The organism is Cyclobacterium xiamenense (assembly GCF_009467825.1).
Taxonomy (GTDB): Bacteria; Bacteroidota; Bacteroidia; order Cytophagales; family Cyclobacteriaceae; genus Cyclobacterium; species Cyclobacterium xiamenense.
Map to the genome: position 1 here is coordinate 111,446 of NZ_WIOK01000014.1, position 20,282 is coordinate 131,727.

Here is a 20,282-nt window from a genome sequence, read left to right on the forward strand (position 1 = left end):
GATATGAGGGAAGGATTTTTCAAAAACGTGTTGAGGAGCGTGCTGGCAGGGAGCCTGTTTTTTCCCGCAGCAATCGCCCAGGATCAAATCAATCAATTGGCTAGCGAAACAAGGGTGACGGAAACCGTAGCCCCGTTTTACGACTACGAACACATCCCGGACTTTACCTACGATGAGGTAGAGAAACGCGTGGCGGCCATGGAAACGGACATGCCCTTCGAGTTGAACGAAACGATTTTTGCCTTCATCAACTATTTTACGGTCCGAAACAGGGATTATACCCGCATGGTATTGGCCAGACAGGACATGTTTTTTCCGCTTTTTGACGAGGCGTTGGAAAAACACGACATGCCTGCCGACATCAAGTACCTGGCCATCATCGAATCGGGATTGAATCCGAAAGCCAGGTCGCGCGTGGGAGCTATGGGGCTCTGGCAATTCATGCCGGCTACCGGCAAGGAATACCAATTATACGTCAACAGCCACGTAGATGATCGACTGGACCCCGAAAAATCCACCGATGCAGCACTTCGATACCTCAAGGTCTTGAACCGCAGGTACAACAATTGGGAATTGGCTTTGGCGGCGTACAACTGCGGCCCTGGAAACGTAAACAAGGCCATCCGCAGGTCGGGAGGAAAAAGAACCTTCTGGGGGATCTACCGCTACTTACCCAGAGAGACACGTAGCTACATTCCTCAATTTCAGGCAATCATGTACGTACTTCGGCATGCCGAAGCGCATAACCTGATACTGGAAGAACCTGCCTATGCCATGGACTTTGATAAAGTAAGTCTGGGAGCGGGATTTACGCTGGAAAACCTGGCCAAATTCACGGACCTTTGCCTGGAAGACCTGGAATACCTAAACCCTTCCCTGCTGCGATCCGAAGTACCCGACTTCAACAAAGACCGAACCATCAACGTACCCCTACACAAAGTTGCCTTCATTACCGAAAACCAGCCCTGGTTGGTTGATTCCCTGCAGCTAGAAAAGGAACGGTACCTGGCATCCCTTCCGGAAGAGCCCGAGAAACCGTTGCACAACCTCACCTATCGGGTTCGAAGCGGAGACGTTTTGGGAAAAATAGCGCAACAGTACGGCGTATCCGTGAGTCAATTAAAATCCTGGAACAACTTGTATTCCAATACCATTCGCATCGGTCAGGTACTGCACATCTACCAAGACAACGACTCCTTTGACAAAACCATTGCGTCGTCCCAACAGCCCCCTGCCGTTACGGAAACAAGCGCTGGAAAAATGTACACCGTACAACCCGGCGATTCCTTGTGGCTGATTTCGCGAAAACTGGAGGGGGTGAGCATCGATCAGCTCAAAAAGCTCAATAACCTGAACTCCAATCAAATCAAGCCCGGACAAAAATTAATTATCGGATAGTTTTAAAACTATATTTTTAATTTTATTTTTTCCATTAGGTAAATTTTCCTAATTTAGGCTTAGGTAAAACAACAACCAATGGATAATCGTATCAAAACGCTTGTGATTTTCTTGTTTGCTATCGCTGTCCTTGTCGGATGCGAGAACAACGGGGAAACTGGCTCTTCCAGCAACAAACCAAAGGCCAGGGGTTCCCTTGGTGAAATTTTATTAGTGATTGATTCAGCAAAGTATGCCGGACCCGTAGGGGAGGAATTGCGGGATATTTTTGAGGCAAACATCCCCGGTATCATCCGCGAGGAATCCCTTTTTTATGTACGGAAAGTAGATCCCCGCAAACTTACGCGCATACTAAAAATGGCGAATAACATGGTATACGTGACGACCTTTGACGATACCCGGCCCGCCAGCCGCGTCATCAATAGCCAATTCACCCCCGAATCCAAAGAAATGGCCATGGAAGATCCCTCCCTGTTTATGCTGCGAAACAAGGACGAGTTTGCCGTTGGTCAGGAAGTACTGTATCTTTTTGGCGAGAACGAAAAAGAACTGATCCAAAACCTGCGGGCAAATAAATCCCAATTGCAAAACCTGTTTGTCAGCAAAGAGCGCGACCGATTGGCAAAAGCCTTGTTTAACCGCACAAACGGCGAAGCTGCCGTCAAATCCGCAGAGAAATTTGGGATGGCGCTGAATTTGCCTGCCTCCTACCAGTTTGTATTGGAAGCGGAAGATTTTCTCTGGTACCGACAGCCCACCCCTCGGTCGGACAAGCCGGACATAAGCTTGTTTTTTTTCCAAACAGCCTACACCGACGAGGAGCAGGTTTTTCCGGAAAACATCATCAAACTCAGGGATGCGATTGCGAAAGAGCATATTTTCGGCGACCCGAGGAAAAAAGAATCCTTTTTGGTGACGGAACGCCTGGAACCACCGGTGTTTAAAAACGTGCAGATCGACGGAAAATACAGCGTTGAAATGCGCGGGGCCTGGAAAACCAACAATTTATCAATGGGAGGATCGTTCTTGTCCTACACGGTTGTCGACGAGGTACAGGGTAAAATCTTCTACATGGAGGGTTTTGTGTATTACCCGAACGAAGCGCACCGGGCTTCCCTTCGGGAGATCGAGACCATTTTGAACGCCACGTCGTTTCCAGCCAAAGCAGAAGAAAAGTAAGGACGGACTACATCATTTTTCCCAGCCCACTCATGAAGATCAGAAACGAGGATGCCTTAAATTACCACCAATTCAAGAAACCGGGCAAAATAGAAGTGGTTCCCACCAAACCCCTTTCCAGCCAACTTGATTTGGCACTTGCCTATTCTCCCGGGGTAGCCGAACCCTGCAAAGCCATACAGACGGACCCGGATTCCATCTATAAATACACCGCCAAGGGCAACCTGGTGGCGGTGATATCGAATGGCACTGCCGTACTGGGATTGGGCAACATCGGCCCGGAGGCCTCCAAACCCGTAATGGAAGGAAAGGGCGTGCTCTTCAAAAAGTTTGCCGGGATCGACGTGTTTGATCTGGAAATCGACGAAACGGATCCCGACCGCCTGATTGGCATCATCCGTTCCCTGGAACCCACTTTTGGAGGCATTAACCTGGAGGACATCAAAGCTCCGGAATGCTTTATTATCGAAAAACGGTTGAAAGAATTGATGAAAATTCCCGTGATGCACGACGATCAACACGGGACGGCGATTATTTCCGGTGCGGCGCTGCTCAATGCGCTGGAAATGATCGGAAAACGAATCGAGGATATCCGGCTGGTGGTGAGTGGAGCGGGCGCGGCTGCCGTGTCCTGTGCCCGGTTTTACGTGGGTCTGGGTGTGAAGCTCGAAAACCTCGTCATGTGCGATATCGACGGAGTTATCCGAAGGGACCGACCCGGGCTGAATGACATCCACCAAATGTTTGCCACCGATCGGGACCTGTACCACATTACCGAGGCCATGCAGGGAGCAGATGTCTTCCTGGGGTTATCCGCGGGGAATATCATCAGTAAGGAGCAAATTAAGTCCATGGCAGAGAACCCCATTGTCTTTGCATTGGCAAATCCTACCCCTGAAATCAGCTATGAAGACGCCATGGCCGCCCGAAAGGACATCATCATGGCCACTGGCCGGTCCGATTACCCCAATCAGGTCAACAACGTGATTGGCTTCCCCTATATCTTTAGAGGGGCGCTGGATGTGCGGGCCACGGGAATCAACGAAGAAATGAAACTGGCAGCTGCCTATGCCATAGCGAACCTGGCAAAAGAGCCGGTTCCGGATATTGTAAACAAAGCCTATGGGGAAAGCAAGCTGGCTTTTGGTAAAACCTACCTCATTCCCAAACCACTCGACCCCCGACTCATCACCACCATTGCACCTGCGGTAGCGAAGGCGGCCATGGCTTCAGGTGTGGCAAAAACGCACATAGCCGATTGGGAGGCCTATGAATTAGACCTGCAAGAGCGCATAGGCATCGACCAACGTCTGATGTCCCGGGTCATTTCCCGAGCCAAGAAAGACCCAAAACGGGTGGTATTTGCCGAGGCGGACAACCCCAAGATCCTCAAAGCCGCCCAACTCATTCGAGACGAGGGCATCGGAGAGCCCATACTTTTGGGTAACCGGCAAAAAATCAAGAAGCTATTGAAAGCCAACTCGCTGGATTTGGACACGGTACTGGTGATTGATCCAAATGAGGAAAAGGCAAAACTCAAGCATTTTGGCTCCATCCTGTACGACAAGCGAAAACGGAAAGGGCTCACCCTCCACGAATCCACGAAATTCATGAAAGACCGGAATTATTTCGGGGCCATGATGGTGGAAGTAGGCGAAGCGGATGCGCTGATTTCCGGCCTAACCAAAGACTATCCGCGAACCATCTTGCCCTCCCTGCACATTATCGGCGTGAAAAAAGGCGTGGACAAAGTTGCCGGGATGTACATCATCAACTCCGACAAGGGACCGTTTTTCTTTGCCGATACCACGGTCAATGAAAATCCCAGCGCAGAAGAATTGGTAGAAATCATCGGACTGACGGCCAACGGGGTGCGGTTTTTTGATATCGATCCGAAAATCGCCATTCTCTCCTATTCCAATTTTGGATCGGCAAAAGGCAATGTACCTTCCAAAACCGCCCAGGCGACCCAATTGGCAAAAAACCGCTTTCCGGAATTGGTGATCGAAGGTGAAATGCAAGCCAATGTAGCACTCGATGAAAGCATTCAAAAAGAGAATTACCCCTTCAGTGCGTTGATCAACAATAAGGCCAATACGCTAATTTTCCCGGACCTCGCATCTGGAAACATTGCCTACAAACTGGTATCCGAAATAGGAAATGCCGAGGCCATTGGTCCCATTCTGCTTGGGATGAATAAGTCCGTTCACGTACTGCAACTGGGTAGTTCGGTTCGGGAAATTGTTAACATGGTAGCCATTGCCGTAGTGGATGCCCAAAGCATTTCTTCCCCATGATTGCCTACCTGAAAGGAAAACTGGCCCACAAAGATCCAACCTATGTGATCATCGATATTCAAGGCGTTGGCTACGAAGTAAAAATTTCGCTGACGACTTTTGGGAAGGTGAAGGAGGAAGAGCAAATTCTCCTGCACACGTACCAACACATCAAAGAAGACGGCCATACCTTGTACGGCTTTAAGGATCCTGCCGAGAAAAAGGCATTTTTAGAATTAATTTCGATCAATGGAGTCGGACCCAATACCGGCTTAATGATTTTGTCTTCCCTCAGTGTGGAAGAGTTGGAGCAAGCCATTTTGCAAAACGACCACGCCACCATTCAACGGGTGAAGGGTATCGGGGCAAAGACCGCCCAACGAATCGTTTTGGAACTCAAAGACAAAATCAAAAAAGAGGGCATCGCCGCGGGCGACGGGACGTTGCCGGGCTTTATTCAAAACAGCAATAAATTAAAACAGGAAGCGTTACAAGCCTTGATCACTCTTGGATTTACCAAAGCACAGGCAGAGAAAAATATCCTTACCGTTTTGAAAAAAAGTGGTCCCGATGTTTCATTGGAAGCATTAATTAAAGCATCTTTAAAGTCGTCATCATAACCAAGCACCATTGGCCTTTACTTTCTCACATATTTTTTGGAGAAAAAAGTCATTTCATCGGTACAGCATTCTACTTCGCGGAGTGTTTTGTCTGATGTGCTGTATGTACGTATCCAGCGCTCAGGCCTTTCAGGAGCCGGCTCAGGACAGCATCCCGACGAAAATGGACACACTCAATAAGCGAAAGGAATTGCCTTCTTTTCTACTTTGGGACGACCTCAATACCCGGCCGCTGTACCCCTACCAAAATCCTTTTTTGCGAAACAAATCCCCCTTTATTTTCTCTCCCAACCAGGAGCAGCGCATCGAAGTGGAAGTGGATACAGCCGTCAATTACCGCATTTATCAAAACCTGGATTCCGGAGCGCTGGATCCGGGATATTCCCTGGACTTCGAAGACTATTCGCGCATGCAGGAATTGCGCATTCGCCAGGAGTATTGGCGCAACCGCTCCCGTGGGCTGGATGGGGAGAGTGCCGTGGGAGGCCGGGGGCTCATTCCTCCCATCACCATGAGCCCTACCTTCGACCGAATATTTGGGGGAAACGAAATCACCATTGTCCCTACCGGAAACGTAAACCTGGATTTTGGGGGGATTTTCCGACGCATTGACAACCCCTCCATTCCCATCCGCCAGCAACGAAACGGCGGATTCAACTTCAACCAGCAAATACAGATGAGCGTCAATGGGATGCTGGGGGAAAAAGTGCGCATCGGGGCCAATTTTGACAGCAACAATTCCTTCGATTTTGAAAACCAGCTGAAGGTAGAATACGCCGGCTTTGAAGAGGATATCCTGAAAACCATCGAAATCGGTAACGTCAGCATGCCCGTGCAAAACAGCCTGATCCAAGGAGCACAAAACCTTTTCGGCGTCAAAACCCAAATGCAATTTGGCAAGCTTTTTATGACCACCGTGGCCTCCACCCAGCGGGGCCGACGGGATGAAATCATCATAGAAGGCGGAAATCAGGGCCGACCCTTTGAAATTCGTGCATCGGAATACGACGAAAACCGGCACTTTTTTCTCAGTCACTTTTTCCGAAACAACTACGAAAACTGGCTGCGAGGACTTCCGCAGGTGCTTTCCGGCGTGCAAATCACCCGATTGGAGGTGTATATCATGAACCGGGCAAACAACACCCAAACCCTGCGAAACTTTGCCGCATTCATGGACCTGGGAGAAGGACAGCGCATCTACAACCCGGAAAATCCCGGGATCGGCAGCGGTAACCCCCAATCCCCGGCATCCAACAACGCCAACGAACTCTACAATACCCTGCGTAACAATCCCGCTTACCGGGATTTTGAGACTTCCGCGACGGCCATCAGCTCGGATTTGGGTCTGGAACGAGGCGTGGAATTTGAGCAGATCAACGGGGCCCGAAAACTGGCTGAAAACGAATACACCTTTAACCGGCAGCTGGGGTACTTCAGTTTGTCCCGAAAACTGCAAAACGACGAAGTCATTGCGGTATCGTACGAATACACCTACAACGGGCAAAGTTACAAGGTGGGAGAGCTATCCGAAGATTACCAAAACCGACCGGAAGACAACGTGATCTTTATGAAAATGCTGCGCCCGGCACGGATCAATACCCGCATCCCGACCTGGGACCTGATGATGAAAAACATCTACAACCTGAACGCCAACCAAATTCAGAAAGAGGGCTTTCAATTGCAGGTAATCTACCGGGACGACCGTACGGGCCTGGACAACCCCAGCTTGCTCGAGGGGCAAAACGTGAAGGATATCCCACTGATACGCCTGCTCAAACTGGATAACCTCAACCCCCAAAACGACCCCCAACCCGATGGTAACTTTGACTTTGTACAGGGGCTGACCATTCGGCCCGAACAGGGCCTGGTCATCTTCCCGGTACTGGAGCCCTTCGGTGAGACCCTGGAAGACTATTTTCTTCCCTCGGAAGTCAACCTGGTGGATAAATTCGTCTACGACACCCTGTACCGAACCACGCTGGCGGATGCCGAACTGGTTACCCGGCTCAACAAGTACTTTCTAAAAGGCAGCTTCACCTCCGGTTCCGCTTCGGAAATCATGCTTCCCGGCCTGAACATCAGCGAAGGGTCCGTTTTGGTGACCGCAGGCAATATCCCCCTGACCGAAGGAGTGGATTATACCGTGGATTACAATATCGGCCGGGTGGTCATCATCAACGAAGGAATTTTACAATCCGGCAAACGCATCAGTGTTAGCTTTGAAAAAGCCGATTTGGTCTCCTTTCAGACGCGGAGCCTACTGGGAACCCGTCTGGACTACCTGGTTAACGAAAATTTCACTATCGGCGGTACCTTTCTCTACCTCAACGAACGGCCAAATATCTCCCGAATTGCCACTGGCAACGAAACCTTGCGGAACTCGCTTTGGGGGCTGGATGTAAATTACGATGAAGAATCCCTGTTCCTGACCAAACTGGCCGATGCCCTGCCCTTTACCGAAACCAAAGAGCCTTCGTTGATTCAATTCAGCGGTGAATTTGCCCATCTTATCCCAGGCACCTCTAACCAGGTAGACGGAGAGGGCGCCTCCTACATCGATGACTTCGAGACGGCCATCATCCCATTCAACCTGGGATCCTCTCCTCAAAACTGGAAATTGGCCGCCACGCCACTGACCGAGGACAACCAATTTGACGAAAGTGCCCTTACGGAGGATCGGCTGGGAAACGCCTACAAACGAGCCAGGCTGGCCTGGTACTCCATCGACAACGTGTTTTACCGACCGGCCGGAAGGGGCGTGCCGCCAAACATCACCAACGACGACCGAAGAAATCACTACGTAAGACGGGTGCTGCCTCAGGAGATTTTTCGGGGCCGAAACCGGGACGTGTTGATCACACCGGAACCCTTGTTCGAGATGGCCTACTTTCCGCACGAGCGGGGCATGTATAACTTTAACCCTTCGTTGGACGCTTCGGGCCTCTTGCCGAATCCCCGGGAAAACTACGGAGGCGTCACCCGTGCCATTACCTCGGAAGTGGATTTTGACCGGACCAATATCGAATACATTGAATTCTGGCTGATGGACCCCTTCATTGCGGGGCCAAATGGTCGGGTGTTGGACGGCGTTTTCAATGAAAACAACACCACCGGTGGTAAATTGGTCTTTAATCTCGGAGAAATTTCGGAGGACGTCATCGTGGACGGCAGGCATGCCTTCGAAAACGGCCTTCCGGCGGATGGATCGGAGGCAGGGACCGCCGTGAACGAGTGGGGACGGGTGACCAACCAACAGTTTCTGACCCCTGCCTTTGATAATTCGCCGGAGGCCCGGGAAAACCAAGACGTGGGATTAAACGGATTGAGCAGCGAGCAGGAAGTCGAATTTTATCAGGACCGGTTCCTAAACCGGCTAAACGTGACCCCTCAGAGCCTGGAGCAGATTAGCCAGGATCCTGCGGCCGACGATTTTCAGTACTACCTGGATTCCGAATTTGACCAAAACGACGTAAAGATCCTGGAACGGTACAAAAAGTTCAACGGACTGGAAGGAAACACCCCCATTACCGCCAATACCAACCTGCCCTACACCCCCTCCGGTTCCAACGTTCCCGACAACGAAGACCTTAACAACGACAATACCCTAAACGAGGTCGAGAGCTATTACGAATACGAAGTGGACCTGCGCCCCGGCGGATTGGAAGTGGGTGAAAACAACATCGTCGATCAGGTTACCCATATAGAAAATGGGGAAGAGGTGAACTGGTACCTCTTCCGGATCCCGGTGCGGCAACCCGATGCCACGGTGGGAAACATCTCCGGTTTTAAGTCCATCCGCTTCATGCGTACCTACCTGACGGACTTTCAACAACCCGTGGTCATGCGGATGGGGCATTTCCGGCTGGTGGGTAGTCAATGGCGAATATTTCAGGAATCCCTCTTCGAAAAAGGATTTTCGGAAATACCCGAGCCCGACAATTCGAACTTTACGGTGGGTGTGGTAAACATCGAGGAAAACGGACAGGGAGGCGAAAACCAAAGCCCTTATGTATTGCCTCCGGGTATCTTCCGGGACCGGGACAATACCTCGACAATCGAGCGCCAACTCAACGAACAGTCGTTGCGCCTCTGCGTGGAAAACCTTCAGAGCCGGGACTCCCGGGCCGTGTTCAAAAACGTAAGTCAGGACCTGGTTCAATACGGCCGCCTGAAAATGTTTTTGCATGCCGATAGCCAGGATGCCGTCGACGGGGAATTGACTGCCTTCCTGCGCATTGGAACGGACTACACGGACAACTACTACGAAATTGAGGTCCCCTTGCAGATAACGCCACCCGGCACCCGGGATCCACGGCAAATCTGGCCCCTGGAAAACGAAATCGATGTAGCCATCGACGAAATCGTCGGGGTGAAAGCAGAGCGGGACAACAACCAGCGTCCCCAAAATATCCCCTATTCCGTACAGGTGCGGCAATACCGGGTAACGGTGGTAGGGCGTCCGGAGCTGAATTTTATTCAGGGCATGATGATCGGCATCCGCAACCCGGGCATCACCGGAGGAGCCAGTAAATCGGTATGCATCTGGGCCAACGAATTGCGGGCCACGGACTTCAACAAGTCCTCCGGATGGGCAGCCAACGCCCGACTCAACGCACAGATTGCCGATGTGGCCACCGTTTCCTCCTCCATCCGACACAATACCTTTGGCTTTGGCGGTTTGGAAACCAGGCTTTCCGAAAGGGCCCGGGAATCCACCACCCAATACGATATTTCCGCCAATGTCAACGTGGACAAAATTCTACCCAAAGGACTGGGTGTAAGCATACCGCTGTATGTCAGTGTGGAAAATTCCACCACCAAACCGGAATTTGACCCGCTCAACCCGGATGTGCCTTTCGAGATCGCCCTGCAAAAATTCAGCAGCGATGGCGAGCGGGAAGCCTACCAAAACCTGGTGTTGGACCAATCCAAACGAAACAATTTTAGTCTCAACAATGTCCGCAAAATCCGCAATCCGGAAAAGGAAACCAACCGGCTGTATGACCTGGAAAATTTCTCGTTTTCCTATGCCTACGGCTCCGTCCGCCAAAGCAATATACAGCTGGAAAGCTACAATTTTGAGACCTACCGGGGTAGCATTGCCTACAACTTCCAGCCGGACCCCCTGATCGTCACCCCTTTTCAAAAAATGGGGTTCCTGCAAAGCGACCACTTGCAATTGATCCGGGATTTTAACATCAATTTTGCCCCCAGCCAGGTGTCCGCAAGGCTGGATGTGGACCGGCGGTTTATGCGTACCCAAAACCGAAACGACCAGCTCAGCACCGCTGGTGTGGATCCCCTGTTTCAGAAGAGCTTCTACATCAACCGGTTTTATAGCCTGAATTGGGACCTGACAGAAAGCCTTTCCGTGGACCTAAGTTCCAGCATCAATGCCGTGGTGGACGAGCCGGCGGGAGACCTGGACACAGAGGGTAAACTGGATTCACTGCGCGCCAATATCCGCAGACTGGGAAGAGTCACCAACCACAGCCAACAGGCGGTGGTCAATTACAGTGTACCGTTAGAAAAATCCCCCATCACCGACTGGATCAGTGCCGATGTACGGTATGAAGCCACCTACAGTTGGCTTACGGGAGCTATCGGCCAGCGAGACAGCCTTGGTAACGTGATCCAAAACTCCCGCGACCGATCGGTATCCGGTAAGCTAGACCTGGTACAACTGTACAACAAAAACAAGCGGCTGAATGCCTTGAATGCGCCCAAGCGGCCCACTATCCCGGGCAGGCCACCCACGCCAGCCGCCGAAGGGGACGAGGAGGAGAAAGACGAACCCTCCACGGAAGGCCTGACAGCCGCGGCGCTGAAATTCCTGATGATGGTAAAAGATATCAACTTCCGTTACCAAATCACGGAAGGCACCTTCCTGCCGGGCTACCTGCCAAATACAGGGCTATTTGGTATGGACCGCAGTTTCATGAACCCCGGGTTGGGCTTCGTTTTGGGTAGCCAAAACAGCGACATTCGCTTTGAACTGGCCAATCGCGGGGTACTGGCTGCTAGCACCGCATTGACACAAGCATTTCGGCAGAACCAGTCCAAAAACCTGCAGGTGAGTTCGCTGATCGAACCCTTAGCCGATTTCCGCATCACCGTAGATTTCCGAAAGCGGGAAAACGGCGACTACAGCGAAATTTTCCGAAGGTCCGGGCCCGGTGCCGAGGACTTTACCTCCATCAACCCCAACCGCCTCGGCTCCTACAGCATCACCTATAACGCGCTCAGAACGCTTTTCCGAAGACAAGACTCCCAAAATGTCTCCCCGCTCTTTACGGACTTTGAAAATTACCGCTCCATTATTCAGTCCAGGCTGGAAACCGAAAACCCCGGCGGTGCGTACAACATCAACGGGCAGAACGTGCTGATACCGGCCTTTCTGGCGGCATATTCCGGGCAGGAAGCGGGAACGGTCTCGCTAAACCCCTTCCCAAAACTACCCCTGCCCAACTGGCGCGTGGATTACGGGGGGCTGGCACGCTTACCTGCCTTGAGCGAATACTTCTCCTCCATCAATCTGACCCATAATTATGCTTCCCTGTACGAGGTGAGCAATTTTTCCAATGCGCTGATTTATCAGGAAGGTCTGGAACTGTACAACACCCTTCAACAGCTACCCCTACCCAGCATGACCGATGAATTTGGCGCATACATTCCGATCCTTATCTTAAATCAGGTGGTTATTTCCGAACGCTTCGCTCCGCTGATTGGAGTGGACCTGTTGACCAAGGACCGCATGAACATCAGTTTCGAGTACAACACGGAACGAAACATTGGCTTGAATTTTTCGAATGCGCAGGTCACCGAACAAAATAGCCAGGATTTTCGGTTTGACCTGGGCTATACCAAAGCCGGTGTAAAGGTGCCCTTCAAAATCCAGGGAAGGCAAGAGGTGCTCAATAACGACCTAACCATTCGCATCTCCACACGAATCGTAGACACAAATACCATTCAACGCAAGATCGAAGGAGAAAACACGCTCACGAACGGAAACCTGAATGTTCAATTACGCCCCAGTGTCGGCTACGTAGTCAACCAAAAACTCAACATACAGTTTTATTTTGACCGCACCATCAATGACCCCAAAGTATCCACAGCATTCCGAAGAAGTTCTACTTCTTTCGGCGGACAATTGACATTTAATTTAAGTCAATAATTTTGTCCTGTGAAGAAACATTGTAATTTTGAACTGTTAACGACTAGCCAATGAATTTTCCAAAAGAGTTAAAGTACACCCAGGACCACGAATGGGTAAAAATCGATGGCAACACGGCCACCGTAGGCATCACGGATTTCGCACAAAAGGAACTTGGTGACATCGTTTTTGTCGAGGTCGATGCCGTAGGGGAAAGCCTGGAAGCCGGAGCGATCTTTGGTTCGGTAGAAGCGGTAAAGACCGTTTCTGACCTATTTATGCCCCTGAGCGGAAAAATTCTCGAATTGAACGAATCCCTGGAGGAATCGCCGGAATTGGTGAATGACGATCCCTACGGAGCAGGATGGATGATCAAGATCGAAATAGACGGAAAAAGCGATTCCTCGCTCCTGTCACCCGAAGAATACGAAACGTTGATTGGACAACAATAATCGAGAGAACGTTGCGCGCAAACCTGGCACTTGCCATCGGCTGGTCACTGGGCATGGCTTACGCTTTATTTAGCCCCGAAAGCGGTGTCCCGGATTTACCCCGATTTTTTGGATCGGACAAAGTAATCCATTTTGGCATGTTTTTCGGAATGGCCTTTCTGTGGAGCCGAGTCATTCGCCAAAAGCTAAGCGATGCGCAAAAGAAAAATTCAAAAAATTTTACTAATTATTTAGTTTTATGGATTTTTCTTGCTATCTTTACAGAGTACGTACAACAGCTGGTTCCTGGCCGGTCCTTTGATTACCTGGATATTGCGGTGAACATACTGGGCGGAACTATTGGTACAGTTATTTTTGTTTACATGAATAAGCAGGGTAGCATTCTTGTATAAATAAAAATAATTTGTTATGATTGTTACTTGGAATGAAATAAACGAATCAACAAAATAAAAAAAAGGAGTTATACCATGGAAGCCAAAAAAACACCAAAAGCTGATCTAAGCAAGAAGACGGGAATGTTCCTGAATCTTGGGCTCATGGTCAGTGTTGGTCTGGTCCTGTTCGCCTTTGAGTACAAGTCTTACGACGATGGCCTGCTCAAGGATTTGGGATCGATCGATGATGACTTTGAGGAATTGTTAGACATTCCCATCACCGAGCAGCCACCACCACCACCACCACCAATCGAGCAGCCTGAAATCAAGGAGATCCCCGATGAAGTAGAAATCGAAGAGAAAATTGAAGTAAACTTCGACGTAGACGTTCAGGAAGAGACCGTGATCAAAGAAGTGGTAATCGAAGAAGCGCCTGTGGAAGAAAAAGCAGACGAGATCTTTGACGTGGTAGAAAACATGCCCACGCCTCCGGGAGGAATGGAAGGGTGGAACAAATACCTGTCCAAAAACCTGAAATATCCCACCCAGGCTCGTAGAATGGGTATCGAGGGAACGGTTTACGTGGTCTTTGTTGTAAATACGGACGGATCGATCCAGGATGTGGACATACTGAGGGGTATCGGTGGCGGTTGCGACGAAGAGGCCATGCGCGTAGTTAGAAACGCTCCTGCATGGGAACCCGGAAGACAACGAGGCAGACCTGTTCGGGTAAAAATGAGACTTCCAATCCGCTTTAAACTGAGCTAAGCGATACATGTAATTGAAACATAGTAAAAACCATAGGTGTGTACACATCTATGGTTTTTTCATGTAACCCTCCCATCATGGCAACGAATGTATTTGGACAGCCACTTCAGCCCTGTTGCTTCAATCCGCTAACCGGCTTTTACCGGGACGGATATTGCCGTACAGGAACCGACGACACGGGCACCCACACCGTCTGCGCCATCATGACTGCAGAATTTTTACAGTTTAGCTTATCCGTGGGCAACGATCTGACTACCCCGCGACCGGAGTACGGTTTTCCCGGACTGAAGCCCGGAGACAAATGGTGCCTTTGCCTGACGCGTTGGCTTCAAGCCTATCATGCCGACGTGGCACCCAGTGTAATACTCGAGGCCACCCATGAAAAAACCCTGGATTTAATTCCGCTCGATGAACTGATCGCCTATGCCGCGAAATAAAAAGCTACGAAGTCTTTTCCGGTAGTTGGTAAAAATTATACCAATGGAGGGGCCAAAAGCGCGTAAGTCAACCCGCGCCGGTATACCTGCCCTGTCGCCGATACCCATGCACTTCCTATTTTTGCAAAAAAGGTACTGACAGGCTGTAACGAGATTTCCGTTACAAAATATTCAAAGCTTGTTCCTTGATCTTTTCCAACTCGTCCTTCATGTCAATCACCTGGTGCTGAATAGTGGCATCGTTTGCCTTGGACCCGATGGTGTTGATCTCCCTGCCCAGTTCCTGGCTCACAAAGCCCATTTTCTTGCCCTCTGATTTGTTGGATCCCAGCACCTCCGCAAACAACTTGAGATGCGCCTCCAGGCGAACGATTTCTTCGGATATGTCCAGCTTTTCGAAATAATAGATCAACTCCTGTTCGAAGCGATTCGCGTCAAAATCCTGTTCTTTTACCCATTCCGAAAAATTGTTTTTAATTTTTTCCTTTAACCGTTCTTTGCGAACAGGAACCAGTTCTTTTATGCGGTCCAGACATTCCCGGATGATCGTCAGGTTTTCGGTAAACTTTTCCATCAATACCCGTCCCTCACGTATTCTGCTCTGGTCGCAATCTTCCAGTGCCTGTACCAACACCTCCATAACTTTTTCCCAGGCTTCTTTGGTACCCGATTTTTCCGTATTGGAAAGCACCACATTGGGCGACTGCAGGGCAAGTTTAAATAAATCGGGGGATTGCGTGCCTACTACGGCCGCCATTTCCGAATACTTCTGAAAATAGCGTTCAAAAAGATCCTCCTGAATGACTATGGGTAACTCCTCTTCCTTTTTGGAGACAAATTCAACCGAAATGTTGACTTTCCCCCGCTCCAGCAGGGATGCAACCAAGGTTTTGACCTCCGTTTCTTTGTCTGAAAACTGTTTGGGAGACCGGAAACTAAGGTCAAGGAACTTTGAATTGAGGGTTTTTATCTCGATCTGAATGGAGTAATGCTGGTCTTCAAACGCTGCCAGGCCAAAGCCTGTCATGGACTTTATCATTCGATGGGGGTTTTAATTAAAAATTATAACCCAAAGTTACATAAAACCTGGTTTTCTCTATGGAATAATTTCGAACAGGTCGCGCTGCATCCAGCTTTACGTAGTAGTTCAACAGCACCGTTCGTATGCCAGCCCCGTAACTCTGCAGCCAGGGGTTGTTGAAATTATTCAGCGTGATGACAAAGGGAGAGCCCTCCGTGTTAATAATCTCTGTATTTTGATCGTTTATGCGCTCCCAGGGAGCAGCATTGGTCCAGGCTGACCCGGCGTCGTAGAAACCTACGAGCTGGAAATTACGAATAAAGTTTGACGTAATGTTTCCGCGGGAAAGGTACGAAAATAAGGGAATCCGCAACTCAGAGGTGAAGGTAATCACGTTATTGCCGCGGATTTCATCGTAGTCAAACCCTCTTAGGTCCACAAATTCCGCAAAGAGCAGGTTGGAGTTTTCCACGCCGGCTTCGTTTCGAATGGGAGAAACTTCCGGTCGATTGGTGGGGGGTTGGTGAAATTGGTTAAACAGCCAGTTGTCCATGCCTCCCACCAGGTATTTTTGCGGGTTGTTGCCGAAGAAACTCCCCGCATAAATCCGGGTAGCAAGGGTGATGTTTTTATGGATTTTCTGGTAATTTCTAATATCCAAGAACACGTTGCTAAACGACCGCTGCTCGTTGTTAAGCCCCTGGTAGTGTACCATTCCGACCTTACCTTTCAAGCCCTGCTCCATGTACAGGCCCAACTGCCGGGTTTTATCCACCACCAATTCGGCCCTTCCACCGGCATAATTGACATCCAACCGGTTTTGCGGTCCATCGTTGCCCCTCAATACCGAATCCGGATTCAAATTGAAATATTGGGTTTTGGCCACGAAAGGCGTAATACTCACCCGTGTGCTGACCGAAAGTGGATAGGATACGCCGATTTCCGATTTGGTGAGTACGTATTTTTGGAAAGTCAGATCGCCTTCGTCCCGGAGGATGGCCCTTCGGTCAAATCTGCCCCGGAAATCCAGTCGGTATTTCAGGTACTCGTACTCAAAGTACACGTCACTCCCGGACCGAAAATCCATGGCGGCCATGATTCCTCCACGAATGGAATGGTTATCGAGTAAATCGGTCATCCTGCCGTTGAGGTTGATACCAAAGCCTCTTAGGGGATCCACCACAAAGGAGGTGTTGAGACTGGTGGTAATGAATTGTGGAATGTAATTTCGCGGTCCCTGCACCCGCTTTACCATGTTTTGCTGCCGGAATGCATCCAAAATATTGCTGCGCCTTTCGGCGGGGCTGGGCTGCGCTTCCAATGCCTGTGCCGATTCCTGTCCGTAGAGATTGGGGATGGTATCAAATACGTAATTGTCCGTATCCAGTCCCCCTTCCCGCTCAAATCGGAGTCGGTCCACGTTGATTGCAGCGGTTTGGGGTTCGGTGACCTGCGGTAGGGTATCGCTGCTGACCGGTTCGCTGGCCTCGGGCGCTGCGGTATTTTCGACCGGCCCGCCTAGCATCAAGGATTCCAGGTCGACACCGACTGCGGTAGAATCCGCCTCTGCCAGTTCCGGCGTGGCAATTTCCGGAGCAAGGGTTTCGTTTTCCGGTTGGGTCTCCTCTACCTCGGTTTCAGCCGGGTCCGGCTCGTTTTCCCGTTGGATTCTCCGGTTGGATATCCGTTCGTTCAGCATCTTCGCCTGTTCCAGTTGAATCCGGGGCGTACTGGGGGTGAATTGGTCCATGTTTGGAAAGGTCTCCACCACCAACTTACTTTGGCTTCCATCCCGCACAGCGTAGGCCCACTTGTTGTTTTCTAAGTCGTAATCAAAAGCCTCGAGGCTTTTATTAAACGCGGAAACCTGACTTGAAATCGAATTGCCCAAACCCAGGCGCATCACATTGGTAATACCGCTCTGCTCACTCAGGTGAAGGATAGTCGCGTTATTCAGCTTCTTGGGCAGCAGGTTAATGTGATTCAGGTTGGTGAGACGTTTTTCCGAGATGGTATCTCCCAGATTCAATTGAAACAGGTTGTAATAATCGGGCAAGTTGCGCACATCCATCACTCCGGTCAGTAGGCTATCCGGCAGATCGGTTTTATTGGAGGCATAGATGATGGTTGAATCATTCAGGTAAATCGGCGTCCGGTTGTCAAATACGTCGTTGGTAAGCCTTCTTCCCTGTCCCCGCATATTCAGGGTATAGATATCGGTTTTTCCATTATTGATGGCAGACAAAACCATTGTCCGACCATCGGGAGAAAAATCCAGGCTAAGAATTTGAGTAATGTTTCTCAAAAAAAGCTTGTCCTGATTGCTTCCATCAATGGCCCGCATGCGCAGCGTGGTGACGCCTCGTTTAAAGGTCCCAATCACCAGGTTCAGTGTATCTCGCCAGGCAAGCGCCGGCGTGGTATAATCGGCATCTTGCTGGTAGGAGGCATATCCGCCCCGGAGGATTACCCGTTCCCTCCCGCTGCTTAGTTCCCTAATTTTGACTCTGTACTTCCCTTCCACGTTCTGCACATAGGCCAGGTGTTTTCCATCGGGACTAAAGTTGAGACTGGAAATGGCCCCGTATTTGTTTTTGGGCGTGGATACCAGAACCTTGTCTTCGTCCAAATCTTTAAAGTTCTGGAAAACGTCCTTGTTGATGCCCGTGTAGAAATTGGCCCATTCGGTGGTAAAATCACGAAACCTTCTCCCCAGCGTATTGGCGATGCTGTTCTCCTCGTTTCGGTTGATTCTACTCAGGTTAAGAATGCTGGAAATGTACCGTCTGCCGTATTTTTCTACGATGTAGTTCCAAATAGACTGTCCGACCAAAGCCGCATCTTCGTTCCGAAGTTTGAAGAGTTTGGGGTTCTCATTTTCCCGCAAATAATGCCTGACAAAATCATCCATTTCCCTGCTCCATCCGTGAGCGAGGTACATGGCGGCACCATCGATGAACCAATCCGGAAAATTATTTATCAGGTTTGCCTGGAAAGCATCCGAAATACTGGAGCCGTACAACATCTCTTCAATGATTATTTTGGAGGTCTCGTAAAGTAGCTCCCGCTTGAACGATTCCCAGGACCCGGAATAAGCCACCTCTGCAAGTAACTTGCTGAAAAAGGTCTGTCCGTCTACGGTAAAGGAGTTGTTATTTAGGTTCAGGTTGCTCTCCAGCATCTCCTGATTGGAATTGTAAATAAAAATCTTTGGTTTGGTGTAGGCAACGTAACCGATGGATTGGGTCAACTTATCAAACTCCTCTTCCAGAAAATCGACCGCCATGCGGGCATTGGCCTGTCCCCCATCGTAGTAATATACCTCGAAATTATTGGAAGCGAAAAAATACCAGTCCTTGTCCGTATGTTGTATCCTATTGTTACCGAACCGTTCCTGATCGAATTGTGCCATGAGCAGACCGCTGTTGGCACAAAAAACCAGTACCCAAATAAGTGCTAGATTTTTAAGTCTCATTTACTTGCTTTCCTATTAGTTGCCAATATCTTAAATATACTTAAAAAAACGATTTATGTTCACTTCTTTTTGAGGTTCCTTGTCTGAAATTAAAAAATCACGCATCTGCAGACTGAAAAAAGGCGCCAGCGAAACGCCCTTTGCCCCCAGCCCACCGAACAGGTAAACGTTTTTTTCGGAAGGGTGTTGTCCCAACACAGGCCTTCTGTCCCGAATAGCCGGGCGGATCCCTACCTGATGGTCGGTAATTTCCTGCACCCCTGCCGGTATAAGCTGGCTTAACTTGTCCAGAAGTTCCTTTTTTCCCGCCAGCGAAGGATTCAAATCCAGCTCCCGGTTGTTGTACGTAGAACCCACCTTACCCAGCCCCTCGCCCATATCAATCCGAAAAACACCCCGGTTGATAATCTCCCTGGTACAAAAGTCCTGCCTGACGGTCAGGATTTCCCCCTTAACCGGAGTAAAGGGCACCCAGTCAAAAAAAGGGGCTTTTCCGGCGGCTACGCCATTGCAGAAAACCAGGTTTCGGGCACAGATGTGCGCAAACTTCCAATACCCCCGGTGGTCCCGACTGCGTGTATCTACCGAAAACCGGCACTGCATCAGGATTTCCCGGTCCAGTGCCCAGGTTTTGAAGGCCTGCAGTAGTGGCTTTATCGCCACGTAACCGGAGGATTTCAGTAACAACCCACCGTAGGAATCGTTGACACCGGGGAATGTGGGGTTGGAAAGTACTTTATCGATGTAGTGGTCGTATTGCGTATCGGCGCTTTTTGCGATCCACTCGTTTTGCTCCTCATAGGACACAAACGGTCGATAAATCCCCGTGGGGTACAAAAACCGTTGATTCAATGCACGCTCCAATTCTCCGTAAAACGGCTCAATATTGGCAAACAAGGCATCGGCCAACCATGTTTTTACCATTTTTCTACCCGTTATGGGATTGTAGAGTCCGGCAGCAACTTTGCTACTACTGTTGGGGTTGGCGTCGTCCACCAGGTAGACCTTCGCCCCGGCGCTGTGCAGGCGATATGCCAGAATACTGCCCGCCAGTCCCTGCCCGATGAGTAAAAAATCTACATCCATACGCTAAATTAACTCAATCTTTGTTATTTTGAACCTGGAATCC

12 protein-coding genes are annotated in these 20,282 nt (G+C 49.9%); 9 read left to right on the forward strand and 3 right to left on the reverse strand.

Going from position 1 to position 20,282, the window contains the following annotated elements; all coding sequences use genetic code 11:
* The first annotated feature begins 3 nt into the window (after nucleotides 1-3).
* The 9 genes from GCU44_RS12410 to GCU44_RS12450 all read left to right on the forward strand — a co-directional run bounded on the left by GCU44_RS12410 (nucleotide 4) and on the right by GCU44_RS12450 (nucleotide 14,657).
* Entirely contained in the window at nucleotides 4-1,398 is a 1,395-nt protein-coding gene (locus GCU44_RS12410) for a lytic transglycosylase domain-containing protein (protein ID WP_154856685.1), read from the forward strand.
* A 78-nt stretch (nucleotides 1,399-1,476) separates the two neighbouring features.
* A complete protein-coding gene (locus tag GCU44_RS12415) occupies nucleotides 1,477-2,577 on the forward strand; it encodes a DUF4837 family protein (protein ID WP_154856686.1) in 1,101 nt (366 codons plus the stop codon).
* Nucleotides 2,578-2,609: 32 nt separating this feature from the next.
* The gene (locus tag GCU44_RS12420; RefSeq protein WP_092176697.1) at nucleotides 2,610-4,874 is read left to right on the forward strand and encodes an NADP-dependent malic enzyme; all 2,265 of its coding nucleotides are present in this window, start codon (nucleotides 2,610-2,612) and stop codon (nucleotides 4,872-4,874) included.
* Nucleotides 4,871-5,473 (forward strand): Holliday junction branch migration protein RuvA, encoded by a 603-nt coding sequence (ruvA, locus tag GCU44_RS12425; RefSeq protein ID WP_092176700.1) that lies wholly within the window; start codon nucleotides 4,871-4,873, stop codon nucleotides 5,471-5,473. The genes GCU44_RS12420 and ruvA overlap by 4 nt, the downstream gene beginning before the upstream one ends.
* A gap of 103 nt (nucleotides 5,474-5,576) precedes the next feature.
* Nucleotides 5,577-12,647 (forward strand): T9SS outer membrane translocon Sov/SprA, encoded by a 7,071-nt coding sequence (gene sov / locus GCU44_RS12430; RefSeq protein WP_241684932.1) that lies wholly within the window; start codon nucleotides 5,577-5,579, stop codon nucleotides 12,645-12,647.
* 50 nt (nucleotides 12,648-12,697) lie between these two features.
* Nucleotides 12,698-13,078 (forward strand): glycine cleavage system protein GcvH, encoded by a 381-nt coding sequence (gene gcvH / locus GCU44_RS12435; RefSeq protein ID WP_154856687.1) that lies wholly within the window; start codon nucleotides 12,698-12,700, stop codon nucleotides 13,076-13,078.
* Between the two features lie 53 nt (nucleotides 13,079-13,131).
* Nucleotides 13,132-13,470, forward strand: coding sequence for a VanZ family protein (locus GCU44_RS12440; protein WP_154856711.1), 339 nt, complete (start codon nucleotides 13,132-13,134; stop codon nucleotides 13,468-13,470).
* Between the two features lie 75 nt (nucleotides 13,471-13,545).
* The gene (locus tag GCU44_RS12445) at nucleotides 13,546-14,220 is read left to right on the forward strand and encodes an energy transducer TonB (protein WP_154856688.1); all 675 of its coding nucleotides are present in this window, start codon (nucleotides 13,546-13,548) and stop codon (nucleotides 14,218-14,220) included.
* 77 nt (nucleotides 14,221-14,297) lie between these two features.
* Nucleotides 14,298-14,657, forward strand: a complete 360-nt coding sequence (locus tag GCU44_RS12450; protein ID WP_154856689.1) for a DUF2237 family protein — start codon at nucleotides 14,298-14,300, stop codon at nucleotides 14,655-14,657.
* A 160-nt stretch (nucleotides 14,658-14,817) separates the two neighbouring features.
* On the opposite strand, the gene GCU44_RS12455 is transcribed toward GCU44_RS12450, so the two are convergent.
* From GCU44_RS12455 to GCU44_RS12465, 3 genes are read right to left on the reverse strand one after another with little or no spacing between them, the layout of a single operon-like run.
* Entirely contained in the window at nucleotides 14,818-15,696 is an 879-nt protein-coding gene (locus GCU44_RS12455; protein ID WP_174238252.1) for a YicC/YloC family endoribonuclease, read from the reverse strand.
* Nucleotides 15,697-15,712: 16 nt separating this feature from the next.
* A complete protein-coding gene (locus tag GCU44_RS12460) occupies nucleotides 15,713-19,153 on the reverse strand; it encodes a biopolymer transporter Tol (RefSeq protein WP_154856690.1) in 3,441 nt (1,146 codons plus the stop codon).
* 30 nt (nucleotides 19,154-19,183) lie between these two features.
* Nucleotides 19,184-20,239 (reverse strand): NAD(P)/FAD-dependent oxidoreductase, encoded by a 1,056-nt coding sequence (locus tag GCU44_RS12465; protein ID WP_154856691.1) that lies wholly within the window; start codon nucleotides 20,237-20,239, stop codon nucleotides 19,184-19,186.
* Between the last annotated feature and the right edge of the window lie 43 nt (nucleotides 20,240-20,282).

Excerpts from the sequence above, each read along its gene's own strand:
- GCU44_RS12440 (WP_154856711.1), top strand. The coding sequence starts at position 13,132 with ATGGCTTACGCTTTATTTAGCCCCGAAAGCGGTGTCCCGGATTTACCC.
- sov (WP_241684932.1), top strand. The coding sequence starts at position 5,577 with ATGTACGTATCCAGCGCTCAGGCCTTTCAGGAGCCGGCTCAGGACAGC.
- ruvA (WP_092176700.1), top strand. The coding sequence starts at position 4,871 with ATGATTGCCTACCTGAAAGGAAAACTGGCCCACAAAGATCCAACCTAT.
- gcvH (WP_154856687.1), top strand. The coding sequence starts at position 12,698 with ATGAATTTTCCAAAAGAGTTAAAGTACACCCAGGACCACGAATGGGTA.
- GCU44_RS12420 (WP_092176697.1), top strand. The coding sequence starts at position 2,610 with ATGAAGATCAGAAACGAGGATGCCTTAAATTACCACCAATTCAAGAAA.
- GCU44_RS12445 (WP_154856688.1), top strand. The coding sequence starts at position 13,546 with ATGGAAGCCAAAAAAACACCAAAAGCTGATCTAAGCAAGAAGACGGGA.
- GCU44_RS12450 (WP_154856689.1), top strand. The coding sequence starts at position 14,298 with ATGGCAACGAATGTATTTGGACAGCCACTTCAGCCCTGTTGCTTCAAT.
- GCU44_RS12465 (WP_154856691.1), bottom strand. The coding sequence starts at position 20,239 with ATGGATGTAGATTTTTTACTCATCGGGCAGGGACTGGCGGGCAGTATT.
- GCU44_RS12455 (WP_174238252.1), bottom strand. The coding sequence starts at position 15,696 with ATGATAAAGTCCATGACAGGCTTTGGCCTGGCAGCGTTTGAAGACCAG.
- GCU44_RS12410 (WP_154856685.1), top strand. The coding sequence starts at position 4 with ATGAGGGAAGGATTTTTCAAAAACGTGTTGAGGAGCGTGCTGGCAGGG.
- GCU44_RS12415 (WP_154856686.1), top strand. The coding sequence starts at position 1,477 with ATGGATAATCGTATCAAAACGCTTGTGATTTTCTTGTTTGCTATCGCT.
- GCU44_RS12460 (WP_154856690.1), bottom strand. The coding sequence starts at position 19,153 with ATGAGACTTAAAAATCTAGCACTTATTTGGGTACTGGTTTTTTGTGCC.